Here is a 25234-nt window from a genome sequence, read left to right on the forward strand (position 1 = left end):
GGCGGCTTATGGTTCCGCCCTTACGGCGGCTCACTTTTGAGAAGCGCAAAAGTAAGCAAAACGCTTCTGCCCCACCACTCGGTGCCTCGCTTAGGCTCGGCATGCCCTCACTCCGGCATTGTTCCGTGGGCCCGCCGCGAAGGGCCATCCATGGCCCAGCGCGGCTATCCCGGCATCCATGCCGGGATGCCCACTCCACAATGCCTGCGTTCGGCCAGCGTGGCTAACGGGGCGCCCGAAATCAACGTCCACCGCGAGGCGGCCTAGTAGCCGACCTGGCTCTCCCGGTCGTACACCCATCAGACTTGTTTGAGCAGGTCCTGTGGGAGCAAAGCTTGCTCGCGAAGGCGGGCCTGACAGCCGACCTGGCTCTCCCGGTCGTACACCCATCAGACTTGTTTGAGCAGGTCCTGTGGGAGCAAAGCTTGCTCGCGAAGGCGGCCTGACAGCCGGCCTTGCTCTCCCTCTCGTACTCCAATCCCATTGTGGGGCTTGTACTCAAGGCTGCCATTCATCAGGTGCGCCGCACTGAAAAGGTGTCACGGCCTCAAAAAGACACCACGTATCTGTTTGCAGACTCAGGAGGTCCCATGAGCCATCCTCAAGACCCAGCCACTCCCCAGGCAGTGGACAACCCCAACGACGACGGCTTCGTCCTCGGCACCGCCGGCCGCGACGAAGACCCCAACGCCGCCCCGTCCTACGCCACCGACCGCCGCCACGACCGGGATGAACTGACCCCTGGAGACGCCCGCGGCATGCCCGGTTACCCGGAGAAAAAAACGCCGGCCAAACCGGTTGGCGAAGAGGGTGCCGAGACGGAACCGGGCATCGAGACGCCTGAGCAGGGGAACGATAAGGTTGGGTGAGCAGGACTCATATCTGCTCACATTTCTTACCGAGACCTAAAGCTTTTGGCGACTAGGCTGGAAACCAGCAAGAACTAACCATTTGTCTAACTGGCGCTATCGCAATTTGCGATGCGCCAGATTTGTGTTTAACTTCCCCATAGCAAAATGCGATAAGGACGTTGCATGCATGTGATCACTGAGAAACGCATTTGGGAGGCCAAGGAGAAATGGCCACATTCAGCGAATGCGTTGGATCAATGGTATCGGCTGATTTCGCAGCGATGAAATCCATATTTCCGGCAACCGACAAGGTCGGTCCGCTGCATGTGTTTGACATCGGTGGAAACAAGTTGCGGCTGATTGCGGTGATTCGATACCGAGCGCAGCGTCTGTATATCAAATGCGTGCTTGACCATCGGGAATACGACAGAGGCAAGTGGAAGGAGGAAAAGGGATGAGTGCACTGATCGAACAAGTCGCCGCCCATTGGGAGTTTGTGTCGCCCTTGTTGCGTAAGCCCAGGAGCGAAGAGGATTACGACCGGTTGGTCGCGGCGCTCGATGAATTGTTGGAATTGGTTGGCGAAGAAGAAGCCCATCCGCTGATGAGCCTGGTGGACATCATCGGTGAATGGATCGAGGCCTGGGATCATCAACACCGGCCGATGCCCAAGGCAACTGGCGTTGAGGCGCTCCGTTATCTGATGCGCGAACACGGCTTGAGCCAGAGCGATTTGCCGGGCATAGGCACCCAGTCGGTCGTGTCGGAGATATTGAGCGGCAAGCGCCAGCTCAATTTGAGGCAGATCCGCTGGTTGGCGGAACGCTTCGGCGTATCGGTTGAAACCTTTATTTGATGGCTGGGCGTGCTCATTGTTTTGTGGCGAGGGAGCTTGCTCCCGCTCGGTTCTGTAGGAGCTGCCGAAGGCTGCGATCTTTTGATCTTTCGCTTTAGACTCAAGTGTCTGGGGAAAGATCGCAGCCTCGTTGTACTCGACAGCTCCTACAACGCAGCCCAGCGGGAGCAAGCTCCCTCGCCACAGGGTTATGTGTTTGGCGGGAGGGCTACGACGAGCAACTGATCTCCAGATGCTTGCCCCACTCCGGCGGACGTTGCGCATAGCTGTCCATGCCCGGTTGTTCTTCGAAGGGGTTGCTCAGCACGGTGTGCAGACGGCGGACTTCGTCGTAGTCACCGGATTCGGCGGCGTCGATGGCTTTCTGCGCCAGGTAGTTGCGCAGCACATACAGCGGGTTCACCGCGTGCATGCGGGCGCGGCGCTGGTCTTGGTCAATGGCGCCGTCGCGGTTGATGCGGGCGATATAGAGCTCGCCCCAGGCATCGAAACCTTTGAGGTCGACAAAGTCATCGCGCAAGGTGGCGACGGCTTGCGCGGGGGATTGATCGCCCAGCCGGCGGAAGAACAGGCTGTAGTCGACGCCGCTGTTTTGCATCAATTGCAGCAAACGCTCCACCAGTTTCTGGTCGTCTTCTTCGGCAAGGGTCAGGCCGAGGCGGCGGCGCATCAGGTCCAGGTAGTGGGCCTGATACAGCGGCAAGTACAAGCCAAGGGTCTCACGCAGGGCTTCGACGCTGATGAACGGCGTCAAGGCCTGGGCCAGGGCGCTGAGATTCCACTGGCCGATAGGCACCTGGTTGCTGAACGAGTAGCGGCCCTGGTCATCGGAGTGGTTGCAGATGAAGTTGGCGTCGAAGTCGTCGAGGAAGGCGAACGGCCCGAAGTCGAAGGTGATGCCCAGGATCGACATGTTGTCGGTGTTCATCACGCCGTGACAGAAACCATAGGCCTGCCATTTTGCAATCAGCTCGGCGTTGCGCTCGACGATTTCGCGGAACATCGCCAGGTACGGTTCCGGCTGTTCACGGCACTCGGCAAAATGCAGGTTCAATACGTGTTCGGCGAGGGCCGCATGCAGCTCGGGTTTCTTGGTGTAGTAGAAATATTCGAAATGCCCGAAGCGCACATGGCTGGGCGCCAGGCGCAGCACCATGGCGGCGCGCTCCTGCTTTTCGCGCCACACCGGCGTGTCCGAGCCGATCACACACAAGGCGCGGGTGGTGGGGATGCCCAGGGCATGCAGGGCTTCGGAAGCGAGAAATTCGCGAATCGAGGAGCGCAGCACCGCGCGCCCGTCGCCCATCCGTGAGAACGGCGTCTGGCCGGCGCCCTTGAGGTGCAGGTCCCAGTGCTCACCGGCCTCGTTGTACACCTCACCCAGCAGCAACCCGCGGCCGTCGCCCAATTGCGGGTTGTAGTGACCGAACTGATGCCCCGAATACACCATCGCCCGGGGCTCGGTTTCGGCCCACAACTTGTGGCCGCCAAAGATCTCGGCAAACAGCGGTGCCTGGGCTTCGGCCGGATCGAGGTCGAGCAACGCCATGGCTGCCGGGCTGGCGACCACTAGCCGCGGATTGTCGATCGGCTCGGGCAGTACGTGGGTCGATAGACCGTCGCCCAAGCGGGCGAAACGGTTATCGAAGGTCAGGGTTTCCAGCGTTTTCATGGCGTCTCCGGCGCGATGCCTGCTGGCACCCCGCGATCAGTCGAGTATATCTTGCGGTGGCTCGGGCACCGGTTTGATGTTGGCTACGGTCGAGGGCACGGGCGTGATGGATTTTTTGTCAGGCTCGGTGGGTACCAGTTTGTATTCCTGGCCCTGAAGGTTCTTCAGATAGATTTCCATCTGTCGGAAGGAGATGTTGATGTGCTCCTTCTTGAACTCACGGTTGATGAAGCGGTTGATCTCATCCAGCACCGGGTTGCGGTCGCCGAGGTCGCGCACGTGCATGCGCAGTTCATGGTCCAGGGTGCTTTCACCGAAGTTCAGGAAGTACACGATCGGTTCCGGTTCCTTCAGCACACGTGGGTTCTCCCGCGCGGCCTTGAGCAGCAATTCGCGCACCCGGTCCAGGTCCGAGCCGTAGTCCACGCCCAGTTTCAGGGTCACCCGGGTCACGGTGTCGGTCAGCGACCAGTTGATCAGTTGCCCGGTGATGAAGGTCTTGTTCGGGACAATGATGTCCTTGCGGTCGAAGTCGGTGATGGTGGTCGCACGAATGCGGATCTTGCTCACCGTGCCCGACAGGTTGCCGATGGTGATGGTGTCGCCGATCCGCACCGGGCGCTCGAACAGGATCATGATGCCGGAGATGAAGTTGGCGAAGATTTCCTGCATGCCGAAGCCCAGGCCCACCGACAGCGCGGCCACCAGCCATTGCAGTTTGTCCCAGCTCACGCCCAGGGTGGACAGGGTGGTGACGAAACCGACGCCGGCAATCACGTAGGACAGCAGCGTGGTGGTGGCATAGGCGCTGCCCTGGGCGAGGTTCAGTTTCGACAGCACGAACACTTCCAGCAGGCCCGGGAGGTTGCGCGCCAGGGCGAAGGTGATGCCGATGATGATCAGCGCGCCGAGCATGTCGCCAATGCTGATGGGCACCATGCTCATGTTGGCGCCAGTGCCGCTGGTGTATTCGTAGAGGGTGATGTTGTCCAGGTATGAGAACACGCTGATCAGGTCCGACCAGACCCAATACAACGCGGCGATAAAACCGCCCAGCAGCGCCAGGCGGATCAGGCGCAGGGACTGCTCGTTGACCTTTTCGATGTCCAGGGTCGGTTCCTCGACCACCGCTTCGCCGTCGCCGGCCTCCCTGGCGGCCTGACGCTTGGCCAAGGCGCGCTGGTAGGCCAGGCGCCGCGCCGCCACCGACAGGCCACGGACGAAGGTGGCTTCGATCACCAGCCAGAACATCAGCAGGTACAGGGTATTGATCAACCGGTCGCTGAGTTTCAGCGCGGTGTAGTAGTAGCCGAAGCACACCGCCACGAACAGCGCGATCGGCAGCGCGGTGAACAGCACCCCGACAGCCTTGCGAAACAGCGAGGTGTTCTGGTGCGTTGGGCTGCTCAGCAGCAGGCGGCTGAGCAACCACGCCATCAGCGCGTAGCAGGTCAGTACCACCGGCATGCCGAGCACGTCGTCGGCCAGGGTCGAGGGTTGCAACTCGGCCACGGCCACCACGGCCACCAACGCCAGCACCACCAGGCCAAGCCGGCGGATCCAGCCCTGGAGGAATTCGACCTGGGGTTTCTCCCAGCGGAAATGCAGCTCGGCTACGCCGCCCGGCGCCAACACCCTATAGGCGGTGTAGAACACCAGCCAGGCCTGGCCGATCTGCAGCAGTGCCGCCCCGAGGTTGGCGTTCTGGCCGCGGGCGTCGATCTGCAAGGCATAGCCGCAGAGGGTCAGTGCCAGGGCCACCGGCATCGCCAGCAGGATATTGATCAGGATCGCCTGGGGAGTGTGCCACTGGCTGTCGCGCTTGAAGTGACCAACGTCCTGGTGAACCTTGTTCAGGCGAGCATAGAGACTCTTGCGCCGCCACTGCAGCGCGCCGATCAGCAGCGCCAGGGGCAGGAACAACAGTGGCCGCTGGGTCAGGCCATCGGCCAGCTCACTGAGGCTCGAAGCCCAGGGCAGCGAATCGATCTGTTTTTCCAGGCGTACCGGCACCGTACGCATCCATTCGAAATCCAGCGGTTTGTTGCTGGGAATCCAGAACATCTGCTCTTCGAGGGTCGCCCGCAGGTTCTGGGCGGTGCTGAGCAGTTGCTTCTGGTTGAGCTGCAAGGTGATGGATTCGTTGAGTACCGCACTTAACTCGCGGTTCAGGCGCTCCAGCAGGTCGACGCGGGTCAGCGCCAGTTCCAGCAAGGTCTTGCGCAGTTGCGGCGTGGCTTGTTCCGATGGCTGGGAGGCCAGCAGGTTGTCGACATAGGTGCTTGGATTGTTCAGCAGCTCACGCTGTTGGCTGACTTCGAATTGGTACAGGCGGATGTCGGCGATCTGGTCGGCCAGGTTCTGGTCCAGCTTCAAACGCGGCAAGGTCTGGCGCTGCTTGTAGAGGATCTTGGAAAGCAGCAGGCTGCCCTTGAGCACGCTGATCTGCTCGTCCAGGGCGGCGTCGGTCTGGGTGACGCTGTCCAGCAGTTGCTTGGTCTGCAAGTTCTGCTGGGTGACCTCGTTGAGACGGTCGGTACTTTTGAGCAGGTAGTCGGATAGCTTCAGGTTGGCCGCGCTTTCGGTCGCCAGCAAGCTGCTGCCACCGGCCTTCTGGGCTTCGATGGATTGCTGGGTCACCGTCTCCTGGGATTGGGCCAGGCGCTTGCGGTTGATCAGGTTCTGCAGGTCCTGGATTTCCTGCTCCATGCGGGCGATTTTTTCCATCAGCAAATCGTGCTGACCGTTGCCCAGGTCTTGCAGTTGGCTGTTGCCAGCCAGCTCCTGGCGGCGCAGCGGAATCAGCGCATTGAGCGCCGCCAGCTCGGCGTTGAGCTGGTCGCGCTGCTCGGCGCTCAGGGTTTTGCCAGCGTCTCGGCCGGCCTTGAGGGTGGCGTTGATCTGCTGGATGCGGGTTTGGCTGCTGGAAATTTCCGCCTGGGCACGCTCGGGGCGGGTCTGGGCGGTGATGATCAGGCTGTTGGCATCGGCCAGGGCTTTTTGCAGGTCACCCTGCTGGGTGGAGCGATCCGTGAGCATTTGCTCGAGCTGGGGAATCGGTAGGTTGGCGTAGCGTTGCGCCACTGGCACCACGGTGGTGCTCTTGAGCCGCGCCAGCTCGCGTTGATTCTCGATGTTCTGCTTGGGCGCGGTCGCCAGTTGCTGCTTGAGCGCCTGCAGTTTCTGTTCGTAGTCGGCCTTGTTGCTGAGCTGAGTCAGCGTGTTCTGCAAGACGGCCTGCAGGGCTTTCTGGTCGGCTTCCGGCAGTTTGCGGTCGGCAATCTTGTCCAGGCTGGCCTGCACTGAAGCGCTGGCGGGAAGATCAGCGGCTTGCAGTGTGCAGACGGAGAGACTCAGGCCCAGCAGGGCGATGGCGAAAAAGGAGCGCAGGGTAGGCATAAAGACCGGTCGAGCAAGTGAGAGTGGGAGCAGTTTAGAGGAACAGGCCGGGACCCGGGCGACTTCCTTCGGGGAATCTGACGCCCACTTTGCCGATCTTGTTCCCGTCCATGGCCGCGACGGTCCACAGGGTGTTGTTCCAGTCCACCTGGTCGCCGACCACCGGCGCACCGCCGACTTTCTGGGCAATGAAGCGGCCCAGGGACATGTCCGGATCGATGCCGTCCAGTTTTAACCCGTACAGTGCCGCAACCGCGGCCAGCTGGGCGTCTCCTTCGAGTACGAAGTCGCCGAAGAAACGCAAATCCAGGCCCCGTTGTGGCGCCTGGCTGAACAGTTTTCCCAGGGCGGGCAAGTCGTGTTCATGGCCGATAACACACAGTAAATCATCGACTTCCAGCACCGTACTACCCGACGGATGGAGCAGTTGCTGGCCACGAAACAGGGCGGCGATGCGCGTGCCTTCGGGCATTTTCAGGTCCCGCAGGGGCGAGCCGATGCACCATTTTTCCGCGCCCAGGCGATAGATGAACAGTTCCCACTCACTGGTGACGTGGACCTCCAGCGCCGCCCGGGAAATCGGCAGCGGCTCTGGCGGGACGGTGACATGCAGCAACTTGGCGACCCACGGCAGGCTCGTGCCCTGCACCAGCAGCGAAACCAGCACGATAAAGAACGCCAGGTTGAAATAGAGCTGGGCGTGGGGCAGGCCGGCCATCAACGGGAAGACCGCGAGGATGATCGGCACCGCACCGCGCAGGCCGACCCAGGAGATAAAAGCTTTTTCGCGACCGTGGAACGCCTTGAACGGCAGCAGGCCGACCATGACCGACAGCGGGCGCGCAAACAGGATCATCCACAAGGCCAGGCCCAGGGCGGGCAGGGCGATGGGCAGCAGGTCGTGGGGCGTGACCAGCAACCCCAGCACCAGGAACATGCCGATCTGCGCCAGCCAGGCCATGCCGTCGAGCATGTGCAGGATGCCGTGGCGGCTGCGCACCGGGCGGTTGCCGATCACCAGGCCGCACAGGTACACCGCGAGAAAGCCGCTGCCGTGCAGGGCGTTGGTCAGGGCGAACACGGCCAGGCCGCCGCTGATGACCAGGATCGGGTAGAGGCCGTTGGCCAGGTTGATGCGATTGACCAGTTGCAACATCAACCAGCCACCGCCCAGGCCAAGCACCGAACCAATGCCAAACTCGCGCACCAGATGCCCGAGAAGGCTCCAATGCAGGCCGGTTTCGCCACTGGCGAGCATGCCGATCAGGGTGACAGTCAGGAACACCGCCATGGGGTCGTTGCTGCCGGACTCGATCTCGAGGGTCGCGCTGACCCGTTCGTTCAGGCCCTTGCCGCCCAGCAGCGAGAACACCGCCGCGGCATCGGTCGAGCCGACGATGGCGCCAATCAGCAGGCCTTGGATCAAATTCAGATTAAATAGCCACGCCGCTGCCAGGCCGGTCAGCCCGGTAGTGATCAGCACCCCGACCGTGGCCAGCGACAACGCCGGCCACAGCGCTACGCGAAAGCTCGAGACCCGCGTGCGCAAGCCGCCGTCGAGCAGGATGACGGCCAAGGCAAGGTTGCCGACCAGATAGGCCGTGGCGTAGTTATCGAAAAGAATACCGGCGCCGTCGACACCGGCCACCATGCCCACGGCCAGGATGATCACCAGGATCGGGATGCCCAGGCGGGACGAAAGAGAACTCACCAGAATGCTCGCACCTACCAGCAACGCGCCGATCAAGAACAGGCTGTTGATGGTCGTCGCAGTCAAAGGCGTTACTCCGGGAAAACTGAAGGGCGGGCAGAGACTGACCATGCAGTCTGCGTGCCAGCGATTCTAACCTGTTGAAATGTGATGCTGTCAAAAAAGGTTGGGGATTTGGGGACAAGCGCGGCAGCTATACCGTGGCGAGGGGAACTTGCTCTTGCTTGGCTCTGTAGGAGTTGGCGAAGCTTGCGATCTTTTGATCTTTCGCTTGGGACTCAAGCGTTTGGGGAAAGATCGCAGCCTCGTTGCACTCGACAGCTCCTACGCAGCTCCTACGCAGTTCATACGCAGCTCTTGGGAAAGCTCCCTCGCTGCGGATTAAAGGCTGAACCGCCCGACCATGCTGTTCAGGTCCACGGCCAGGCGTGACAGTTCGGCACTGGCGGCGGTGGTCTGGTTGGCGCCGGTGGCCGATTGCACCGACAGGTCGCGGATGTTCACCAGGTTACGGTCCACTTCACGGGCCACTTGGGCCTGCTCTTCGGCGGCGCTGGCGATCACCAGGTTGCGTTCGTTGATCTCGACGATGGCGGTGTTGATGGTGTCCAGGGACATGCCGGCACCGCGAGCGATGTTCAGCGTCGACTCCGCGCGTTCGGTGCTGTTGCGCATCGAATCCACGGCGTGTTCGGTGCCGCTCTGGATACTGCCGATCATGCGCTCGATCTCGCTGGTCGACTGCTGGGTGCGGTGGGCCAGGGCGCGGACTTCGTCGGCCACCACGGCAAAACCACGACCGGCCTCACCGGCACGGGCGGCTTCGATGGCGGCGTTCAGCGCCAGCAGGTTGGTCTGGTCGGCCAGGCCGCGGATCACGTCCAGCACCTTGCCGATGTCGCGGGACTCGTTGGCCAGGTTGCCGATCAGCGTGGCGGTGCTCTGCACGTCGGCACTCATGCGTTCAATGGCGCTGACGGTTTCCTGCACCAGGTCGCGGCCATCGCCAGCGGACGTGGTTGCGTTTTTCGACGCTTCAGACGTGCTCACCGCATTACGCGCGACTTCTTCCACAGCGCTGGTCATCTCGTTGACCGCGGTGGCGGCCTGTTCGATTTCGTTGTTCTGCTGGGTCAGGCCGCGGGCACTTTCGTCAGTGACAGCGTTGAGTTCTTCGGCCGCCGAAGCAAGTTGCGTGGCCGAACCGGAGATCCGTTGCAACGTGTCGCGCAGTTTTTCCTGCATGGTCGACATCGCCCGCAACAGGCGACCGGCTTCGTCGCTGCCATCGACGACAATCGGGCGGGTCAGGTTGCCCTTGGCAATTTCCTCGGCGGCGCTCAGGGCATTGGCAATCGGCTTGGTAATGCTGTTGGTCAGCAGCCAGGCGAACAGCAGGGTCAGGCCGGTGGAAACGACCAGCAACATGACCACCCAATTGAAGGCTTCGGAATATTGTTGTGCCGCCCCGACGTTGAACGCGTCGGCCTGCTGGTTGTTGATCTCCATCAATTGGGCGAGAGCAGCGTTCATCGCCTCGGAGTTATCCAGCACTTCACCGTTGATCAGTACGCGCAATTCTTCGAGCTGATTATTGCGCGACAGGGTCCTCATCCGCTCGTCGAACTGACGGTACTGACCCAGCAATTGCACCAATTTGTCGTAGGCGGCTCGTTCCTGGGGGGAGCTGATGAGCTTTTCGTACCCCGCCTGGGCCGTGCGGATCTGCTGGTTGCGTTGTTCGAGCAGGGCGACGGTTTTCTGTTGGGTATCCGGTTCGCGGTTGACCAACAAGCGGTAGGACAACACGCGCAGGCGCAGGGTGAGCTGGTTGAGCTCATCCAGGGCCTTGAGACTGGGCACGCTGTTGTCGACGATATTTTCGCCGGAACTTCGGATCTGGCCCATCTGGACCAGTGCGAACACCCCAAGGGCCAGCATCAGCGCGCCGATCAGGAGAAAGCCGAGAAACGCTCTTGGCGCGATGTTCATATTTCGTAGAGACATGGGAAGTACCGGAAGGAGGTGTGTTCGTGCGGAGCGTTAACGGCTGCTTAATGACTTATCGGTCATACGACTAAAGTCTTGAGGGGACTGCGCACTTTTGTCGCAGGGCAGACATTGCAACACGACGAAGGGCAGGAACCAGATCCCCTCCCTACAGTCTCTACAACTCGCGAGCGAAGCACCGCCGCCCATAACCGTGGCATCGGCGGTGACTTTTCTTTATCGTACGCGCCCCTTGAAAATGCCTGGAAATCAATATGTTGGAAACATCCCTCAGCCAGCTTGAGCAACTGGTCAACGACCTGGTGCAACAGAACCGTCATCTCACCGGTGTGAATGAAACCCTGAACGCGGAACTTGCCAGGGCCAAGGATGAAAACGAGAGCCTGCAACTGAGCCTCATGGAACAGGAAGAGCTGCACGGCGCCACCGCCGCCCGTATCCAGGCGTTGATCGAGCGCGCTAGCAATGGGTCCGTCAGCGCATGAAGCACGGTGCCGATGGGGTAACGGTTCTCTCGATCCTGGGAGAAGATTATTCAATCAAGGCGCCGGCCGGGCAGGAACAGGCCCTGCTGGACGCCGCTGCCATGCTCAAGGCCGCCCTGGCCGACACGAAAAGGAAATACCCGACGTTGATCGGTGATCGCCTGTTGGTATTGGCGGCCATGAACCTGTGTTCGCAACAGATCGAAATGCAGAAGCAACATCAAGCGGAACTCGACCGTTACCAAGAGCAAGTCAGCGCCACGGTCGATGTGATTGCCAAGACCATTCAGCAGGCCTGAAACCGCCAGCGAGGGTTGACTGTGGAGCTTGTGTGGGGGCGAGCTCGCTCGCGATAGCGTCAGCACCGCTACCTTTGTGTTGGCTGAAACACCGCTTTCGCGAGCAAGCTCGCTCCCACAGCAGGTCGGTCCACTTGGAACCCCTTGTGGGAGCGAGCCTGCTCGCGATGGGATGTCAACCGCGCCACAAACGCTGGGTTAGAACCACTCATCCCGCATCCCCAGGCACGTCTCATCCCGCGCCTCGAGAATCGCCAGTTCATGATGACAACCCGGCACTTCCCAGGTCAGGAAGTAGCGCGCCGCTTGCAGCTTGCCTTTATAGAAGTCGCTGTCCGCGGCATTCCCCTTGGCCAGGCCTTCCTCGGCCCGAATCGCCTGTTCCAGCCAGCGCCAGCCGATCACCATGTGCCCAAACACCTTCAGGTACAGCGCCGAGTTGGCGAGGCTGCTGTTGACCTTGCCTTGGCCCAGGTCCGTCAGCAGGCCAAGGGTGACGGTTTGCAGGCGTGCCACCAGCGCTTCCAGCGGCTGGCGCAGTGGTGTCAGTGATGCGTGGGCCTGGGCGCGTTCAGTGGTGTCGGCTACCAGGCGGATCAATTGCTTGAGCCCGGCCCCGCCGTTCTGCGCCAGCTTGCGCCCCAGCAGGTCCAGGGACTGGATGCCGTGGGTGCCTTCATGGATCGGGTTCAGGCGGTTGTCGCGGTAATACTGCTCCACCGGGTATTCGCGAGTGTAGCCGTGGCCCCCCAGAATCTGGATCGCCAGCTCGTTGGCCTTCAGGCAAAACTCGGAGGGCCAGGATTTGACGATCGGGGTCAGCAAATCCAGCAGCTCATGGGCACGCCGGCGCTCGGCTTCGCTTTCCAGGGTGGTGGTGTCGTCGAACAAGCGCGCCGCGTACAGGCCCAGGTCAAACGAACCTTCGACGTAGGCCTTCTGGGTCAGCAGCATGCGGCGCACATCGGCGTGCTGGATGATCGCCACCGGCGGCGTGGTTGGGTCCTTGCTGTCGGGCACCCGGCCTTGCGGGCGTTCGCGGGCGTATTCCAGGGAATACAGGTAGCCGGCGTAACCCAGCATCACCGCGCCCATGCCGACGCCGATCCGTGCCTCGTTCATCATCTGGAACATGTAGCTCAGGCCGTGGTGCGGTTTGCCTACGAGGTAACCGACGCATTCGCCGTTGTCGCCGAAGTTCAGCGCGGTAGAGGTGGTGCCACGCCAGCCCATCTTGTGGAACAACCCGGCCAACAGCACGTCGTTACGCTGGCCGAGGCTGCCGTCGTCGTTGACCAGGAACTTGGGCACGATAAACAGCGAAATGCCCTTCACGCCCGGCGGCGCGTCCGGCAATTTCGCCAGGACCATGTGCACGATGTTTTCCGACAACGGATGATCGCCGCCAGAAATGAATATCTTGTTGCCCTTGAGTCGATAGCTACCGTCAGACGCGGGCTCTGCACGGGTTCGAATATCCGACAGCGAAGAGCCCGCGTGGGGCTCGGTCAGGGCCATGGTGCCGAAGAAGCGACCGTCGATCATTGGTTGCAGGAAGCGTTGCTTCTGCTCCTCGCTGCCGAAGCTTTCGATCAGGTTCGCCGCGCCCATGGTCAGGAACGGATAAGAGGTCGAAGCGGCGTTGGCCGATTGGAAATGCGCGAAGCAGGCCTGGGACAGCAGCGTCGGCAGTTGCATGCCGCCAGCCTCGAAGCTGCGCGCCGCGTTGAGAAAGCCAGCCTCGAGGAAGGCATCCACCGCCGGTTTCACCTCGGGAATCAGAATCGCTTCGCCGTTCTCGTAGCGCGGTTCGTTTTCATCATTCTTGCGGTTGTGGGGCGCGAAAAATTTCTCGGCGATGCTGCGGGCCGTCGCGAGGGCCGCGTCGAAGGTTTCGCGATTGTGCTCGGCAAACCGCTCGCGCTGGGTCAGGCCCTCGGCATCGAGGACTTCATACAGCTCGAAAGCCAGATTGCGGGAACTGAGCAACGTCTCGGACATGGCGGCCTACCTTTTTTTGGGATGGGCCGAGTCTAGGCGTGGGAATGGAGGCTGAATAGGATGATTGATTTAAGTGATGGAGGAGTGAGGGTGCCGTTAATCAATGTGGGAGCGAGCTTTGTGGGAGCAAGGCTTGCCCGCGATGAAAGCGCCACGGTCTCTTGAGGATCGCGGCGCCTGGATCGCGAGCAAGCTTTGCTCCCACAGGGTCGGTGGACTGAGCATCCATTGCAGATGCTCAGTTATGTCGCTTAGCCGATAGTCATCAAGCTGGCATTACCACCCGCGGCCGCGGTGTTGACGCTCAAGGCCCGCTCGATCACCAGACGCTCCAGCGCCACGCTGGTTTCGCCCTGGGACAAACCATGCACCCCGACGATGGCGCCGGCACGCTTGGCCACTTGCTGGCAAACGCCGCGCAGTTGGTCCGAATCGCCGTGATGCAGGACAGCGTCGAACAGCACGTCGTCCTTGGTCCAGTCAGCCACCCGCTGGATGCGCGCCTGAAGGTCTTTCGGCAAACGGGCGAACAAGGCCTTGCTGGTGTCGGTTTCCGGCCACACGGCCGAGCCGCCCACGGCCAGTACCGCCGCCAGTTGCGTCAGCAGGTCGCCTTCCACGTCGGCCAGGCACAACACGTGCTCTCGCGGCAGGATGGCGTAGCTGTTGCGTTCGCCTGTCGGGCCGGTCAGGGTCCGGGTAATGCCGCTTTGCGACTGGGCCGCGAATTGCGCGCACAGGGTGCTCAGCTCGGCGAGCTTCTGGCTGTCGGCCCAGGCTTGCAGCGCGGCCAGGGGTTTACCCATGGCTTCGCGCAAACGCAGGTCCGGCGCGGTGAGGGCATCGCCACGGGCGAAGGATTGCTGGATGGCATCGGTAGGACGTGTCGACAGCAGGCGGTACAGGTACAGCGGACCACCGGCCTTGGGACCGGTACCCGACAGGCCTTCGCCGCCGAACGGCTGCACGCCGACCACAGCCCCGACAATGTTGCGGTTCACGTAGACGTTGCCCGCATGCACATTGTCGATGACCTTGGCGATGGTCTCGTCGATGCGCGTGTGCACGCCCAGGGTCAGGCCGTAGCCGGACGCGTTGATCTGGTTGATCAACTGATCCAGTTCCTTGCGCTTGTAGCGGACCACGTGCAACACCGGGCCGAAAATCTCGCGTTGCAGCTCGTCGAAGCTTTCCAGTTCGATCAGGGTTGGCATCACGAAGGTGCCGCGCCTGCATTCGTCGCTGTCGGCGATTGCCATCTGGTACACGTTGCGACCTTTGTCGCGCATGGCCTGGATGTGTTTCTCGATGCCGGCCTTGGCTTCGGCGTCGATCACCGGGCCGATGTCCACGGACAGGCGTTCAGGGTTGCCAAGGCGAGATTCGGCCATGGCGCCCTTGAGCATTTCGATGACGCGGTCGGCGGAATCTTCCTGCAGGCACAGGACCCGCAGGGCCGAGCAGCGCTGGCCGGCACTGTCGAAGGCTGACGAAACCACGTCGATGACCACTTGTTCGGTGAGCGCCGAGGAGTCGACGATCATGGCGTTCTGGCCACCGGTTTCGGCGATCAACGGGATCGGACGGCCCTGGTTGTCCAGGCGACCGGCGATGTTGCGTTGCAGCAGGCGCGCGACCTCGGTGGAGCCGGTGAACATCACGCCTTTGACCCGCTCGTCACCCACCAGGCGGGCACCGACGGTTTCGCCGCGACCCGGCAGCAGTTGCAGCACGCCCTCCGGAATGCCGGCTTCGAGCATCAGGCGCACAGCCTGGGCAGCCACCAATGGCGTCTGCTCGGCGGGCTTGGCCAATACCGGGTTGCCGGCGGCCAGGGCAGCGGCGACCTGGCCGCTGAAAATCGCCAGCGGGAAGTTCCACGGGCTGATGCAGACCACCGGACCCAGTGGGCGGTGGGCGTCGTTGGTGAAGTCGTTGCGAGCCTGTACCGCGTAGTAGCGCAGGAAATCCACGGCTTCACGCACTTCGGCAATGGCGTTGGCGAAGGTCTTGCCGGCTTCGCGGGCCAGCAGGCCCATCAGCGGCTGGATCTCGCCTTCCATCAGGTCGGCGGCACGCTCAAGGATCGCGGCGCGCTCGGCCGGTGGCGTGGCCTGCCAGATCGGTGCGGCGTTAAGGGCGCACTGAATGGCGTTGTCGACGTCGACGACCGTGGCTTCCTGCACATGGCCGACCACGTCGCGGTGATCGGACGGGTTCAGTACGGGGGCCGGGGTTTCTTCGCTGGCGGCACAGCCGAGCATCGGCACGGCTTTCCAATCGTTATGGGCAGTGGCAAGCAGGGCGCAGGACAGCGATGCCAGGCGATGCTCGTTGGCCAGGTCGATGCCGCTGGAGTTGGCGCGGTCGCTGCCATACAGGTCGCGCGGCAGTGGGATGCGCGGGTGTGGCAGGCCGAAACCGCCTTCCAGCGTCGCCATCTGCTCGATGCTGGCCACTGGATCGGCCACCAGCTCCTGGATCGAAATCGATTGGTCAGCGATACGGTTGACGAACGAAGTGTTCGCGCCGTTTTCCAACAGGCGACGTACCAGATAAGCCAGCAGTGTCTCGTGGGTGCCGACCGGTGCGTACACGCGGCACGGACGGTTCAGCTTGCCTTCGGAAACCTTGCCTACAACCTGTTCGTACAGCGGTTCACCCATGCCGTGCAAGCACTGGAATTCGTACTGCCCCGGGTAATAGTTCTGACCGGCGATGTGGTAGATGGCTGCCAGGGTATGGGCGTTGTGCGTGGCGAACTGCGGGTAAATAACTTCGGGCACCGACAGCAGCTTGCGGGCGCAAGCGATGTAGGACACGTCGGTGTACACCTTGCGGGTATAGACCGGATAGCCTTCCAGGCCTTCAACCTGGGCGCGCTTGATCTCGCTGTCCCAGTACGCGCCTTTCACCAGGCGGATCATCAGGCGATGACGGCTGCGGCGGGCCAGATCGATGACGTAGTCGATCACATACGGGCAACGCTTCTGGTAGGCCTGGATCACGAAGCCGATGCCGTTCCAGCCGGTCAGTTGCGGTTCGAAGCACAGGCGCTCGAGCAGATCCAGGGACAATTCGAGGCGGTCGGCCTCTTCGGCGTCGATGTTCAGACCGATGTCGTATTGCTTGGCCAGCAGGGTCAGCGACAGCAGGCGCGGGTACAGCTCTTCCATGACGCGCTCGTACTGGGCGCGGCTGTAACGCGGGTGCAGGGCGGACAGCTTGATGGAAATGCCCGGGCCTTCATAAATCCCACGACCGTGGGAGGCTTTGCCGATCGAGTGGATGGCTTGTTCGTACGAGGCCAGGTATTTCTGGGCGTCATGTTCGGTGAGCGCGGCTTCACCCAGCATGTCGTAGGAATAGCGGAAACCCTTGGCTTCGAACTTGCTGGCGTTGGCCAGGGCCTCGGCGATGGTTTCGCCGGTGACGAACTGCTCGCCCATCAGGCGCATGGCCATGTCGACGCCCTTGCGGATCATCGGCTCGCCGCTCTTGCCGATGATACGGCTCAGGGAGGAGGTCAGGCCGGCTTCGTTATGGGTGGCGACCAGTTTACCGGTCAGCAGCAGGCCCCAAGTGGCGGCGTTGACGAACAGCGACGGGCTGTTGCCCAGGTGTGGCTGCCAGTTGCCGGTGCTGATCTTGTCGCGGATCAGGGCGTCACGGGTGCCTTTGTCCGGGATGCGCAGCAGCGCCTCGGCCAGGCACATCAGTGCTACACCTTCCTGGGAAGACAGGGAAAATTCCTGCAGTAAACCCTGAACGATACCGGCACGGCCGCCGGCACTTTTCTGGTTGCGCAGTTTTTCAGCAATCGAAGCCGCCAGCTTGTTGGTGGCTTCGGCCATTTGTGCCGGCAGGCGGGCCTGCTCGATCAGCATCGGCACCACTTCCGGCTCTGGGCGGCGGTAAGCAGCAGTGATGGAGGCGCGCAGGACCGATTGCGGCAGGATGCTCTCGGCAAATTCGAGGAAGCATTGGTGAGCATGGTCGACCTGCACATCGCCGGCATCATCGCTGTCGGTGCGAGGTGAACCGTTCAGCTCGGTCAGGGTTGCACCACCCTCGAGTTTTTCCAGGTAATTGAAAATTGCCTGCTTGATCAGCCAGTGCGGCGTGCGATCAATCGAGGTTGCGGCGGCCTTGAGGCGTTCGCGGGTCGGGTCATCGAGTTTGACCCCAAGGGTGGTGGTAGCCATATTTTTATCCTCATGTTTACCACGTATGGCGTGGCATCAGCTGGCGGCAAGATTAGCTGCGCGGTGATTGAGGTGCAACCGGGTGCAACCCTTTTTTTCTCGAAATGACCGGCAGTTCATCTGGAAGTAAATTCTGCCCCGTCTATCTTGCACTGGCTTAGTGCTTTGGCGTCTAGCTGAGTGCTGGGAACTGCACTAAAAGGGAGCAAAAAGCACGGATTTTGCGATAAAACCGATCAGGTGCAACTTATTCGAGCGAAACTGGTTGCACCTTATTTGATTTGTTGAATAGCATTCGTGGCCAAGGTGCAACCGGCGTCAAAGTCGAGGGGCATCGGCTGATGGCTTTCCTGGGGAAACATCAGTCATAAATTCGCGGGACCGCAAATCGTCGCTACAACGTCTATGTTGTCGACGCTTTCAACTGCCACCGCATCATAAAAACAAAGCCAGGGCGTAACTCATGAGTGTTAGTAATCCCACCTTGATCACTTTCGTGATCTACATCGCAGCCATGGTCCTGATCGGCCTGATGGCTTACCGCTCCACCAATAACCTTTCCGATTACATCCTGGGCGGTCGCAGCCTGGGCAGCGTGGTCACGGCATTGTCCGCCGGTGCTTCCGACATGAGCGGCTGGTTGTTGATGGGGTTGCCGGGTGCCATCTACATGTCCGGCCTGTCGGAAAGCTGGATCGCCATCGGCCTGATCATCGGTGCCTACCTGAACTGGCTGTTCGTGGCCGGTCGCCTGCGGGTACAGACCGAGCACAACGGTGACGCCCTGACGCTGCCGGATTACTTCTCCAGCCGTTTCGAAGACAAGAGCGGCCTGCTGCGGATCATCTCTGCGGTGGTGATCCTGGTGTTCTTCACCATCTACTGCGCTTCCGGCATCGTCGCTGGCGCCCGTCTGTTCGAAAGCACCTTCGGCATGTCCTACGAGACAGCGCTGTGGGCCGGTGCCGCGGCGACCATCGCCTACACCTTCGTCGGCGGTTTCCTGGCCGTGAGCTGGACAGACACCGTGCAAGCCACCCTGATGATCTTCGCGCTGATTCTCACGCCGATCATTGTGCTGCTGGCCACGGGCGGCGTGGACACCACGTTCCTGGCGATCGAAGCGAAAGATCCTACGTCGTTCGACATGCTGAAAAACACCACCTTCATTGGCGTGATCTCGTTGATGGGCTGGGGCCTGGGCTACTTCGGCCAACCGCACATCCTGGCGCGCTTCATGGCCGCCGACTCGGTCAAGTCGATCGCCAAGGCGCGTCGCATCTCCATGACCTGGATGATTCTCTGCCTGGGTGGCACCGTGGCCGTTGGCTTCTTCGGGATCGCTTACTTCTCGGCGCACCCTGATGTGGCCGGTCCCGTGACTGATAACCCAGAGCGCGTGTTCATCGAGCTGGCGAAGATCCTGTTCAACCCATGGGTTGCCGGCGTGTTGCTGTCGGCCATCCTGGCGGCGGTGATGAGTACCCTCAGTTGCCAGTTGCTGGTGTGCTCCAGTGCCTTGACCGAAGACTTCTACAAGACCTTCCTGCGCAAAAGCGCTTCCCAACTGGAACTGGTCTGGGTCGGCCGCGCCATGGTGCTGCTGGTGGCCTTGGTCGCCATCGCCCTGGCCGCCAACCCGGAAAACCGTGTACTGGGTCTGGTGAGCTACGCCTGGGCCGGTTTTGGTGCCGCGTTCGGTCCGGTTGTCCTGATCTCCGTGATCTGGAAGCACATGACCCGCAATGGCGCGCTCGCCGGCATCCTGGTGGGTGCGATCACCGTGATCGTCTGGAAGCATTTCGCGTTGCTGGGCCTGTACGAAATCATCCCGGGCTTCATCTTCGCCAGTGTGGCCATCTACATTGTCAGCAAGATGGGCTCGCCTACCGCGGGTATGCTGCAGCGTTTCGACGCGGCGGAAAAAGATTTTCGTTTGAACCAGTAAGGCCTCCAGCGCGGCCTCGATGGCTCGCAGGAGGGTTTGCATGAAAAAGGCCCGTCTCCAATGGAGTCGGGCTTTTTTTTGGCGGAATTTATCGACCGTGGGCCTATTCCGTGTGGGAGCGAGCTTGCTCGCGATAGCGGTGTATCAGTTTGCCTGGATGCTGAATGTGGCAGCGCATCGCGAGCAAGCTCGCACACATGCCTGTCACTGCATGTCGATATCGGGCTGGTTGAGAAAGATCAACACGCCCAGGATCGCCATATAGAACCTGAACGCAGCGTCCTGGCCATTCCAGATTTCTGATTGCCACATCAGGAACCACTCGCCGCCGACGACCATGAAACCAAAGAACCAGACGAAGAAGCCCACTGTCAGACCGGCAACGGCCCACCCCTTGGCGCGTGCGAACACCAGGGCTTCGGCTTGACGCACCTGCCACAGTTTCAGTGCGCCGTAACCCAGCAACCCTGCCGTCAGCGCTTCGCCGAGGATGATCAGCCAATAGGCACCGTGCCACATCCACGGTTGATCGATGGCCCGGTACCGGGCGGCGTTGTCGGGGAAGGTGGTATCCATGCTCAGTACGTGATGGACGAAATTGAAGTTGGAGCTGTAGTCCGTGATGTTATTGAACACGGTCAGGAAGGCGAAGGCGGCGAGTGCCAAGGTCATTGCGATTTTTGCGTAACGGATCGTCATCGGTGCGTCCTTTGCTTTTTTGCGACGAAAGAACGTTAGCACGGCCAGTTGCAGTCCCGGGGGCCGTCACTTTGCAGGAAGTTGCTGGTTGTTCGGGCAGCGACTTCAGTTTGCCGCCATGCAAGGAATGTCTGTCGGAAAGCACAGCGCATGCTGCGTGCTTTTATCTTCTTGGGTGTAAGGCAAATCTGTTTTTCATGACGGTCGCTCAGCTTTGCGTGGGGCTCATGCAGAATCGCCCGCCTCCATTTCGCAGAGGCACATCGGATGTTCCCGCCTGCCAACCAACCGCGTTTCACGCTGACGCTCGACGGCGTACCGAATGAGCTCAAGGTGCTTGAGTTCAAGGGCAAGGAAGCCATCAGCCAACCCTATCGTTTTGACCTGGAACTGGTCAGTGAACGGTCCGACCTGGCGCTGGAAGAGCTCCTGCATCGCCAGGCATTTCTGCGGTTCGATGCCTGGCAGGGTGGCATACACGGTCAGGTCTATAGCGTGGCCCAGGGGGATTCGGGCAAGCGCCTGACCCGTTACCAGATCAGCCTGGTGCCGCGTCTGGCCTACTTGCGGCATCGCATCAACCAGCGGATTTTCCAGCACCTGAGCGTGCCCGATATCGTTGCCCGGGTGTTGAAGGAGCACGGGATCCTGGCGGATGCCTGCCAGTTCACGCTTGGCGGGCAGTACCTCGAACGCGAGTATTGTGTGCAGTATGGCGAAAGCGATCTGGTCTTCATCGAGCGGATATGCGCCGAAGTCGGCATCCATTATCACTTCAGGCACCGTCCGGATGGCCATCTGCTGGTGTTCGGTGACGACCAGACGGTGTTTTCCCGCCTGCCCGAGTCGACGTTGTACATGGCGGACAGCGGCATGGTCGCCGACGAGCCGGCAATCAAGCGCCTGGCGGTGCGGCTCCAGACCTGCACCACTGCCGTGACGTTGCGCGATTACGACTTCCGCAAGCCCGGCTTGTTATTGCAAACCCACCTGGACAATCGGCAGCGCCCTGCGCTCGAAGACTATCGCTACCCCGGCGGTTTCTGCGCCCGTGACGACGGCAAGCATCTGACCCGGCGCGCCCTTGAGCGCCATGGCACCGACCACTGCGTGGCAGAAGGTGGCAGCAATGAAAGCGCCCTGGTCAGCGGACATTTCATGCGCATCAAGGAGCATCCCCGGCAACCGTGGAATGATCTCTGGCTCCTGACGCAGATCGACCATCATGGCCGTCAACCGCAGGTGCTGGAAGAAACAGCCGCCGCCGGCCCGAATGAATTCCAGGGCTACAGAAATACCTTTCTCGCCACGCCATGGGACGTGTTCTTTCGGCCACCTTTGCATCACGAAAAGCCTCGGGCCCATGGTTATCAGTCAGCGGTGGTGACCGGACCGGTGGACAGCGAGATCCATTGCGATGAATTCGGCCGGGTCAAGGTGCAGCTGGTCTGGGATCGCGACGGTAAACACGACGAGCATTCCAGTTGCTGGCTGCGTGTGGCCTCCGGTTGGGCCCACGATCACTATGGCGCAGTGATGATCCCCCGGGTTGGCATGGAAGTCCTGGTCGGGTTCATTGATGGTGACGTGGACAAGCCGTTGGTGGTGGGTTGCCTGCCCAATGGCGCCAACCCGGTGCCGCTGGACTTGCCGGCGGACAAGACCCGCAGCCTGCTGCGCAGCCGCAGCAGCCCCGGCGGGGGAGGTTACAACGAACTGCGCATCGAAGATCGCAAGGGGGCCGAGGAGATCTACCTGCGGGCCCAGCGAAACTGGACCCAGCATGTGCTGCATGACCAGCGGGTACAGGTCGATCATGAGCGCAACATTGTCGTCACGGGTACGGCGCGACACGAGCTCAAGGCCGATGAGCAGCGCCTTACCCATGGGCGCCGTCGGGCAGAAGTGCGGCAGGACGATCATCTGCTGGTGAGTGGCGAGCGGCATATCCGCGTCACCAGCCAGGTCCTGAGTGCCAGCCAGCAGTTTCATGTCAGCGCCGGCCAACACGTGGTGTTGGACGCGGGAGCCAGCGTGACCCTCCAGGCCGGCGGCCATTGGATCAATATCGGGGCCGGCGGGATCTCCAGCAGCGTGCCGATCGAGGTCGGAGGGGCGCCGATGGCGGTCATGAGCGCGGCATCGGGCTCTCCAGGCAGCGCCGAGAAGCGGGTCGCTGCAGCGCCTGCGCTTTCCCTTGCGCAAACACTCAGTTTCCAAGGCTCGGCGCCGTTCTGCGAGGAGTGTGAACGTTGCAGAAACGGCGCCTGCGTAGCGCCGTCGGTCTTTCACAAACCTGTCGATGCCCAGGAGCGGCCATGAACAGCAGTCAATCTCCCCGCGCCTGGCTTGAGGAACATCCTTTGCAGGCCTGCGAGCAACTTTTCGCCATTTTCAGCAACGTCAGCAGTGCCGGGGTATTGTCGGCCTGGCGGCGCTCGATGAACTCGCAGGCGAGCCCGATCTGGGCCGACACACCTTACGCCGAGTGGGAATCGGTCATGCCCTATGTAGGGCTTGTCAGCGCGAACAGCGGCTTTCTTGATTGGATAGTCGCCACCGACTCGCTCGATTGGGGTTGGCTGGCGGTTTCGGGTGTGGACCAGCAAACCCTTGCCGAACATTTGCGGGGGCTCACGCAGGTGCTGTTGCCTGGTGGCAAGCCGGTCTTCCTGCGTTTTTGGGATGGGCGCTTTATGGGGCCGATCCTGCAATCGACGGAAGTGGAGGCCGGGCAACTCTTGCCGGTTATCAAACGTTGCCTGATCAACGGGCGGTCCCTTGAGGTCGTGGGAAATGCCCAGCGGCCGGCCCAGGCTTTTCCCTGGTGGCAAGTGCCTGTCGCTCTGTTGGACGCGATGGCCGAGAGCCCGACGGACTGTCTGCTGGACAACGTGCTCACTTGGCTCGGTGAAGAACATCCGCAAGTGTTCGAGCGGGTCGATGGCAGCGTCCTGCGCTGCAAGATTGCCCACTTTCTTGAGCGATCCAGGCCTGCTGAGGCGTTAAAGGCGCCATTGCAGGCGTATTTGCTGCGAGAGCTGGGCTGATGCTGGCCTGTCCGCCGGGCTGCGAACCCCTGACGTGCGACGCGCTTCGAGGTAAACTCGTCGCCCTTCGCAGGAGCCGCCATGAATTATCGCCACGCCTTCCACGCCGGCAATCACGCCGATGTGTTCAAACACCTGACCTTGACCCGCCTCATCGGCTTGATGTCGCGCAAGGAGCAGCCCTTCGCCTACCTTGATACCCACGCGGGCATCGGGCTGTACGACTTGCAGGGTGACCAGGCCAACCGTACCGGCGAGTACCTGGAAGGCATTGCGCGGTTGTGGGGTGAGGGTGATCTGCCGCCGCTGACCGCCGATTACATGAAGGTGCTGCACGAGATGAACCCGGACGGGCAGTTGCGCTACTACCCGGGCTCGCCGGAGCTGGCGCGGCGCCTGACCCGCTCCCAGGACCGTGTGCTGCTCAATGAGAAACACCCTGAAGACGGCGTGTTGCTCAAGGACAACATGAAAGGCGACCGTCGCGTGGCGGTGCACCTGGGTGAGGGTTGGCATGTGCCGCGGGCGTTGCTGCCGGTGGCAGAGAAGCGTGCCCTGATGTTGATCGATCCGCCCTTTGAACAGCTGGACGAGATGCAGCGCTGCGCTGCCTCCCTCAAGGAGGCCATTGGCCGGATGCGCCAGACAGTGGCGGCGATCTGGTATCCGGTGAAGGACCAGCGGATGTTGCGCCGCTTCTACCAGGACCTGGCCGGCACGGGAGCCCCGAAGCTGTTACGCGTGGAGCTGCTGGTGCACCCATTGGCGACGCCCAATAGCCTGAACGGCTCCGGCCTGGCGATTGCCAATCCGCCGTGGGGGTTGGAGGAGGAGTTGCGTGAACTGCTGCCGTGGCTGTCGAAAAAACTGGGGCAGACCCAAGGTGGGTGGCAGATGGATTGGTTGATCGCTGAAAGCTGATGCAACGATGGCGTCTGGAAGACCGCCATCGCGAGCAAGCTCAGCTCCCAAATGGGGGGGACGGGGCCGCAGGAATTGCCACCGTCACCCATTCCTGTGGGAGCCGAGCTTGCTCGCGATGACGGTGGTTCAGCTGCATTGATGTTGAATGTGCCGCCACCATCGCGAGCAAGCTCGCTCCCACATGGGGGCGGGGCCGCAGGAATTGCCACTGCCACCCATCCCTGTGGGAGCCGAGCTTGCTCGCGATGACGGTGGTTCAGCTGCATTGATGTTGAATGTGCCGCCACCATCGCGAGCAAGCTCAGCTCCCACATGGGGGCGGGGGGTGTCCGCAGGAATTGCCACCGCCACCCATTCCTGTGGGAGCCGAGCTTGCTCGCGATGACGGTGGTTCAGCTGCATTGATGTCGAATGTGCTGCCGCCATCGCGAGCAAAGCTCAGCTCCCACACTGGGTCTGGGCTTAGAGAGTCAGATCGGGCACGTCACGCCCGTACCGCCGATCCCGCAATAGCCTTCAGGGTTCTTCGCCAGGTATTGCTGGTGGTAGGTCTCGGCGAAGTAGAACGTCGGTGCTTCTTCGATTTCGGTGGTGATGGTGCCTTTGCCTGCCTTGGTCAACTCGGCCTGGAAGACTTGCTCGCTGTGCTTGGCCGCCGCCAGTTGAGCCGGGTTGGTGGCATAGATCACTGAGCGGTACTGGGTACCGATGTCATTGCCCTGGCGCATGCCCTGGGTCGGGTTGTGCAGTTCCCAGAACATTTTCAGAAGCTGCTCGTAGCTGACTTTTTCCGGCTCATAGACCACCAGTACCACTTCACTGTGGCCGGTCAGGCCCGAACAGACTTCTTCATACGTCGGGTTCGGCGTGAAGCCGCCGGCGTACCCCACCGCTGTACTGACCACGCCTTCGCGCTGCCAGAACTTGCGCTCTGCGCCCCAGAAGCAGCCGAGGCCAAAGATCGCGAAATCCACGTCCATGGCAAACGGGCCCAGCAGCGGCGCGTCGAGGACGAAGTGTTTTTCCGGCACGCTCATTGGCGTTTCGCGGCCAGGCAGGGCTTGTTCTTGAGTAGGAAGCACGTTTTTATTCACCAGGATTTCCGAGCGCAAGACCATTGATCA

Annotated in this window: 16 protein-coding genes and 2 pseudogenes; 9 read left to right on the forward strand and 9 right to left on the reverse strand. The window is 61.4% G+C overall.

Annotation, left to right across the window (positions count from 1 at the left end; genetic code table 11):
• The first annotated feature begins 590 nt into the window (after window positions 1-590).
• The 3 genes and pseudogenes from KI237_RS02820 to KI237_RS02830 all read left to right on the forward strand — a co-directional run bounded on the left by KI237_RS02820 (window position 591) and on the right by KI237_RS02830 (window position 1707).
• Entirely contained in the window at window positions 591-869 is a 279-nt protein-coding gene (locus KI237_RS02820) for a hypothetical protein (protein ID WP_212798711.1), read from the forward strand.
• Between the two features lie 165 nt (window positions 870-1034).
• Window positions 1035-1309, forward strand: a pseudogene (locus tag KI237_RS02825) (type II toxin-antitoxin system HigB family toxin).
• Window positions 1306-1707, forward strand: coding sequence for a helix-turn-helix domain-containing protein (locus KI237_RS02830; RefSeq protein WP_212798712.1), 402 nt, complete (start codon window positions 1306-1308; stop codon window positions 1705-1707). The pseudogene KI237_RS02825 and the gene KI237_RS02830 overlap by 4 nt, the downstream one beginning before the upstream one ends.
• Window positions 1708-1915: 208 nt before the next feature.
• On the opposite strand, the gene selO is transcribed toward KI237_RS02830, so the two are convergent.
• The 5 genes and pseudogenes from selO to KI237_RS30865 form a co-directional block, all read right to left on the reverse strand.
• Window positions 1916-3379, reverse strand: coding sequence for a protein adenylyltransferase SelO (selO, locus tag KI237_RS02835; protein ID WP_212798713.1), 1464 nt, complete (start codon window positions 3377-3379; stop codon window positions 1916-1918).
• Window positions 3380-3415: 36 nt separating this feature from the next.
• Window positions 3416-6778, reverse strand: coding sequence for a mechanosensitive channel MscK (mscK, locus tag KI237_RS02840; protein WP_212798714.1), 3363 nt, complete (start codon window positions 6776-6778; stop codon window positions 3416-3418).
• 34 nt (window positions 6779-6812) lie between these two features.
• A complete protein-coding gene (locus tag KI237_RS02845) occupies window positions 6813-8555 on the reverse strand; it encodes a potassium/proton antiporter (protein WP_212798715.1) in 1743 nt (580 codons plus the stop codon).
• Between the two features lie 315 nt (window positions 8556-8870).
• The gene (locus KI237_RS30860) at window positions 8871-9743 is read right to left on the reverse strand and encodes a methyl-accepting chemotaxis protein (RefSeq protein WP_502937103.1); all 873 of its coding nucleotides are present in this window, start codon (window positions 9741-9743) and stop codon (window positions 8871-8873) included.
• Window positions 9744-9773: 30 nt separating this feature from the next.
• Window positions 9774-10496, reverse strand: a pseudogene (locus KI237_RS30865) (MCP four helix bundle domain-containing protein); the annotation flags it as partial.
• 257 nt (window positions 10497-10753) lie between these two features.
• On the opposite strand from KI237_RS30865, the gene KI237_RS02855 reads away from it, so the two are divergent.
• Both KI237_RS02855 and KI237_RS02860 read left to right on the forward strand, forming a co-directional pair.
• A complete protein-coding gene (locus KI237_RS02855; protein ID WP_212798717.1) occupies window positions 10754-10984 on the forward strand; it encodes a hypothetical protein in 231 nt (76 codons plus the stop codon).
• Window positions 10981-11283, forward strand: a complete 303-nt coding sequence (locus tag KI237_RS02860; RefSeq protein ID WP_212798718.1) for a cell division protein ZapA — start codon at window positions 10981-10983, stop codon at window positions 11281-11283. The genes KI237_RS02855 and KI237_RS02860 overlap by 4 nt, the downstream gene beginning before the upstream one ends.
• 198 nt (window positions 11284-11481) lie before the next feature.
• Here the strand turns inward: KI237_RS02860 and KI237_RS02865 are convergent, their stop codons facing one another.
• Both KI237_RS02865 and putA read right to left on the reverse strand, forming a co-directional pair.
• A complete protein-coding gene (locus KI237_RS02865) occupies window positions 11482-13284 on the reverse strand; it encodes an acyl-CoA dehydrogenase (protein WP_212798719.1) in 1803 nt (600 codons plus the stop codon).
• Window positions 13285-13535: 251 nt separating this feature from the next.
• Complete coding sequence (putA, locus tag KI237_RS02870; RefSeq protein ID WP_212798720.1) at window positions 13536-17489, reverse strand: trifunctional transcriptional regulator/proline dehydrogenase/L-glutamate gamma-semialdehyde dehydrogenase; 3954 nt, start codon at window positions 17487-17489, stop codon at window positions 13536-13538.
• A 463-nt stretch (window positions 17490-17952) separates the two neighbouring features.
• Between putA and putP the strand changes: the two genes are divergently transcribed.
• Window positions 17953-19437 (forward strand): sodium/proline symporter PutP, encoded by a 1485-nt coding sequence (gene putP, locus KI237_RS02875; protein WP_212798721.1) that lies wholly within the window; start codon window positions 17953-17955, stop codon window positions 19435-19437.
• 204 nt (window positions 19438-19641) lie between these two features.
• On the opposite strand, the gene KI237_RS02880 is transcribed toward putP, so the two are convergent.
• The gene (locus tag KI237_RS02880; protein ID WP_212798722.1) at window positions 19642-20136 is read right to left on the reverse strand and encodes a DUF2165 family protein; all 495 of its coding nucleotides are present in this window, start codon (window positions 20134-20136) and stop codon (window positions 19642-19644) included.
• Window positions 20137-20403: 267 nt separating this feature from the next.
• On the opposite strand from KI237_RS02880, the gene KI237_RS02885 reads away from it, so the two are divergent.
• From KI237_RS02885 to KI237_RS02895, 3 genes are all read left to right on the forward strand, one after another.
• Window positions 20404-22458, forward strand: a complete 2055-nt coding sequence (locus KI237_RS02885; protein WP_212798723.1) for a type VI secretion system Vgr family protein — start codon at window positions 20404-20406, stop codon at window positions 22456-22458.
• Complete coding sequence (locus KI237_RS02890) at window positions 22455-23186, forward strand: DUF4123 domain-containing protein (protein ID WP_212798724.1); 732 nt, start codon at window positions 22455-22457, stop codon at window positions 23184-23186. The genes KI237_RS02885 and KI237_RS02890 overlap by 4 nt, the downstream gene beginning before the upstream one ends.
• Window positions 23187-23267: 81 nt before the next feature.
• A complete protein-coding gene (locus KI237_RS02895; RefSeq protein WP_212798725.1) occupies window positions 23268-24107 on the forward strand; it encodes a 23S rRNA (adenine(2030)-N(6))-methyltransferase RlmJ in 840 nt (279 codons plus the stop codon).
• 473 nt (window positions 24108-24580) lie between these two features.
• Here the strand turns inward: KI237_RS02895 and msrA are convergent, their stop codons facing one another.
• Window positions 24581-25228, reverse strand: a complete 648-nt coding sequence (msrA, locus tag KI237_RS02900; RefSeq protein WP_212798726.1) for a peptide-methionine (S)-S-oxide reductase MsrA — start codon at window positions 25226-25228, stop codon at window positions 24581-24583.
• Window positions 25229-25234 lie beyond the last annotated feature (6 nt).

The sequence above is a fragment of the Pseudomonas sp. St316 genome, from assembly GCF_018325905.1.
Taxonomy (GTDB): domain Bacteria; phylum Pseudomonadota; class Gammaproteobacteria; order Pseudomonadales; family Pseudomonadaceae; genus Aquipseudomonas.

What these genes read in the sequence shown, in the direction of transcription:
- KI237_RS02855 (WP_212798717.1), top strand. Translation starts at nt 10,754, where the DNA reads ATGTTGGAAACATCCCTCAGCCAGCTTGAGCAACTGGTCAACGACCTG.
- putA (WP_212798720.1), bottom strand. Translation starts at nt 17,489, where the DNA reads ATGGCTACCACCACCCTTGGGGTCAAACTCGATGACCCGACCCGCGAA.
- mscK (WP_212798714.1), bottom strand. Translation starts at nt 6,778, where the DNA reads ATGCCTACCCTGCGCTCCTTTTTCGCCATCGCCCTGCTGGGCCTGAGT.
- KI237_RS02880 (WP_212798722.1), bottom strand. Translation starts at nt 20,136, where the DNA reads ATGACGATCCGTTACGCAAAAATCGCAATGACCTTGGCACTCGCCGCC.
- KI237_RS02865 (WP_212798719.1), bottom strand. Translation starts at nt 13,284, where the DNA reads ATGTCCGAGACGTTGCTCAGTTCCCGCAATCTGGCTTTCGAGCTGTAT.
- KI237_RS30860 (WP_502937103.1), bottom strand. Translation starts at nt 9,743, where the DNA reads ATGTCGACCATGCAGGAAAAACTGCGCGACACGTTGCAACGGATCTCC.
- KI237_RS02890 (WP_212798724.1), top strand. Translation starts at nt 22,455, where the DNA reads ATGAACAGCAGTCAATCTCCCCGCGCCTGGCTTGAGGAACATCCTTTG.
- KI237_RS02860 (WP_212798718.1), top strand. Translation starts at nt 10,981, where the DNA reads ATGAAGCACGGTGCCGATGGGGTAACGGTTCTCTCGATCCTGGGAGAA.
- KI237_RS02885 (WP_212798723.1), top strand. Translation starts at nt 20,404, where the DNA reads ATGTTCCCGCCTGCCAACCAACCGCGTTTCACGCTGACGCTCGACGGC.
- msrA (WP_212798726.1), bottom strand. Translation starts at nt 25,228, where the DNA reads ATGGTCTTGCGCTCGGAAATCCTGGTGAATAAAAACGTGCTTCCTACT.
- putP (WP_212798721.1), top strand. Translation starts at nt 17,953, where the DNA reads ATGAGTGTTAGTAATCCCACCTTGATCACTTTCGTGATCTACATCGCA.
- KI237_RS02830 (WP_212798712.1), top strand. Translation starts at nt 1,306, where the DNA reads ATGAGTGCACTGATCGAACAAGTCGCCGCCCATTGGGAGTTTGTGTCG.
- selO (WP_212798713.1), bottom strand. Translation starts at nt 3,379, where the DNA reads ATGAAAACGCTGGAAACCCTGACCTTCGATAACCGTTTCGCCCGCTTG.
- KI237_RS02895 (WP_212798725.1), top strand. Translation starts at nt 23,268, where the DNA reads ATGAATTATCGCCACGCCTTCCACGCCGGCAATCACGCCGATGTGTTC.
- KI237_RS02820 (WP_212798711.1), top strand. Translation starts at nt 591, where the DNA reads ATGAGCCATCCTCAAGACCCAGCCACTCCCCAGGCAGTGGACAACCCC.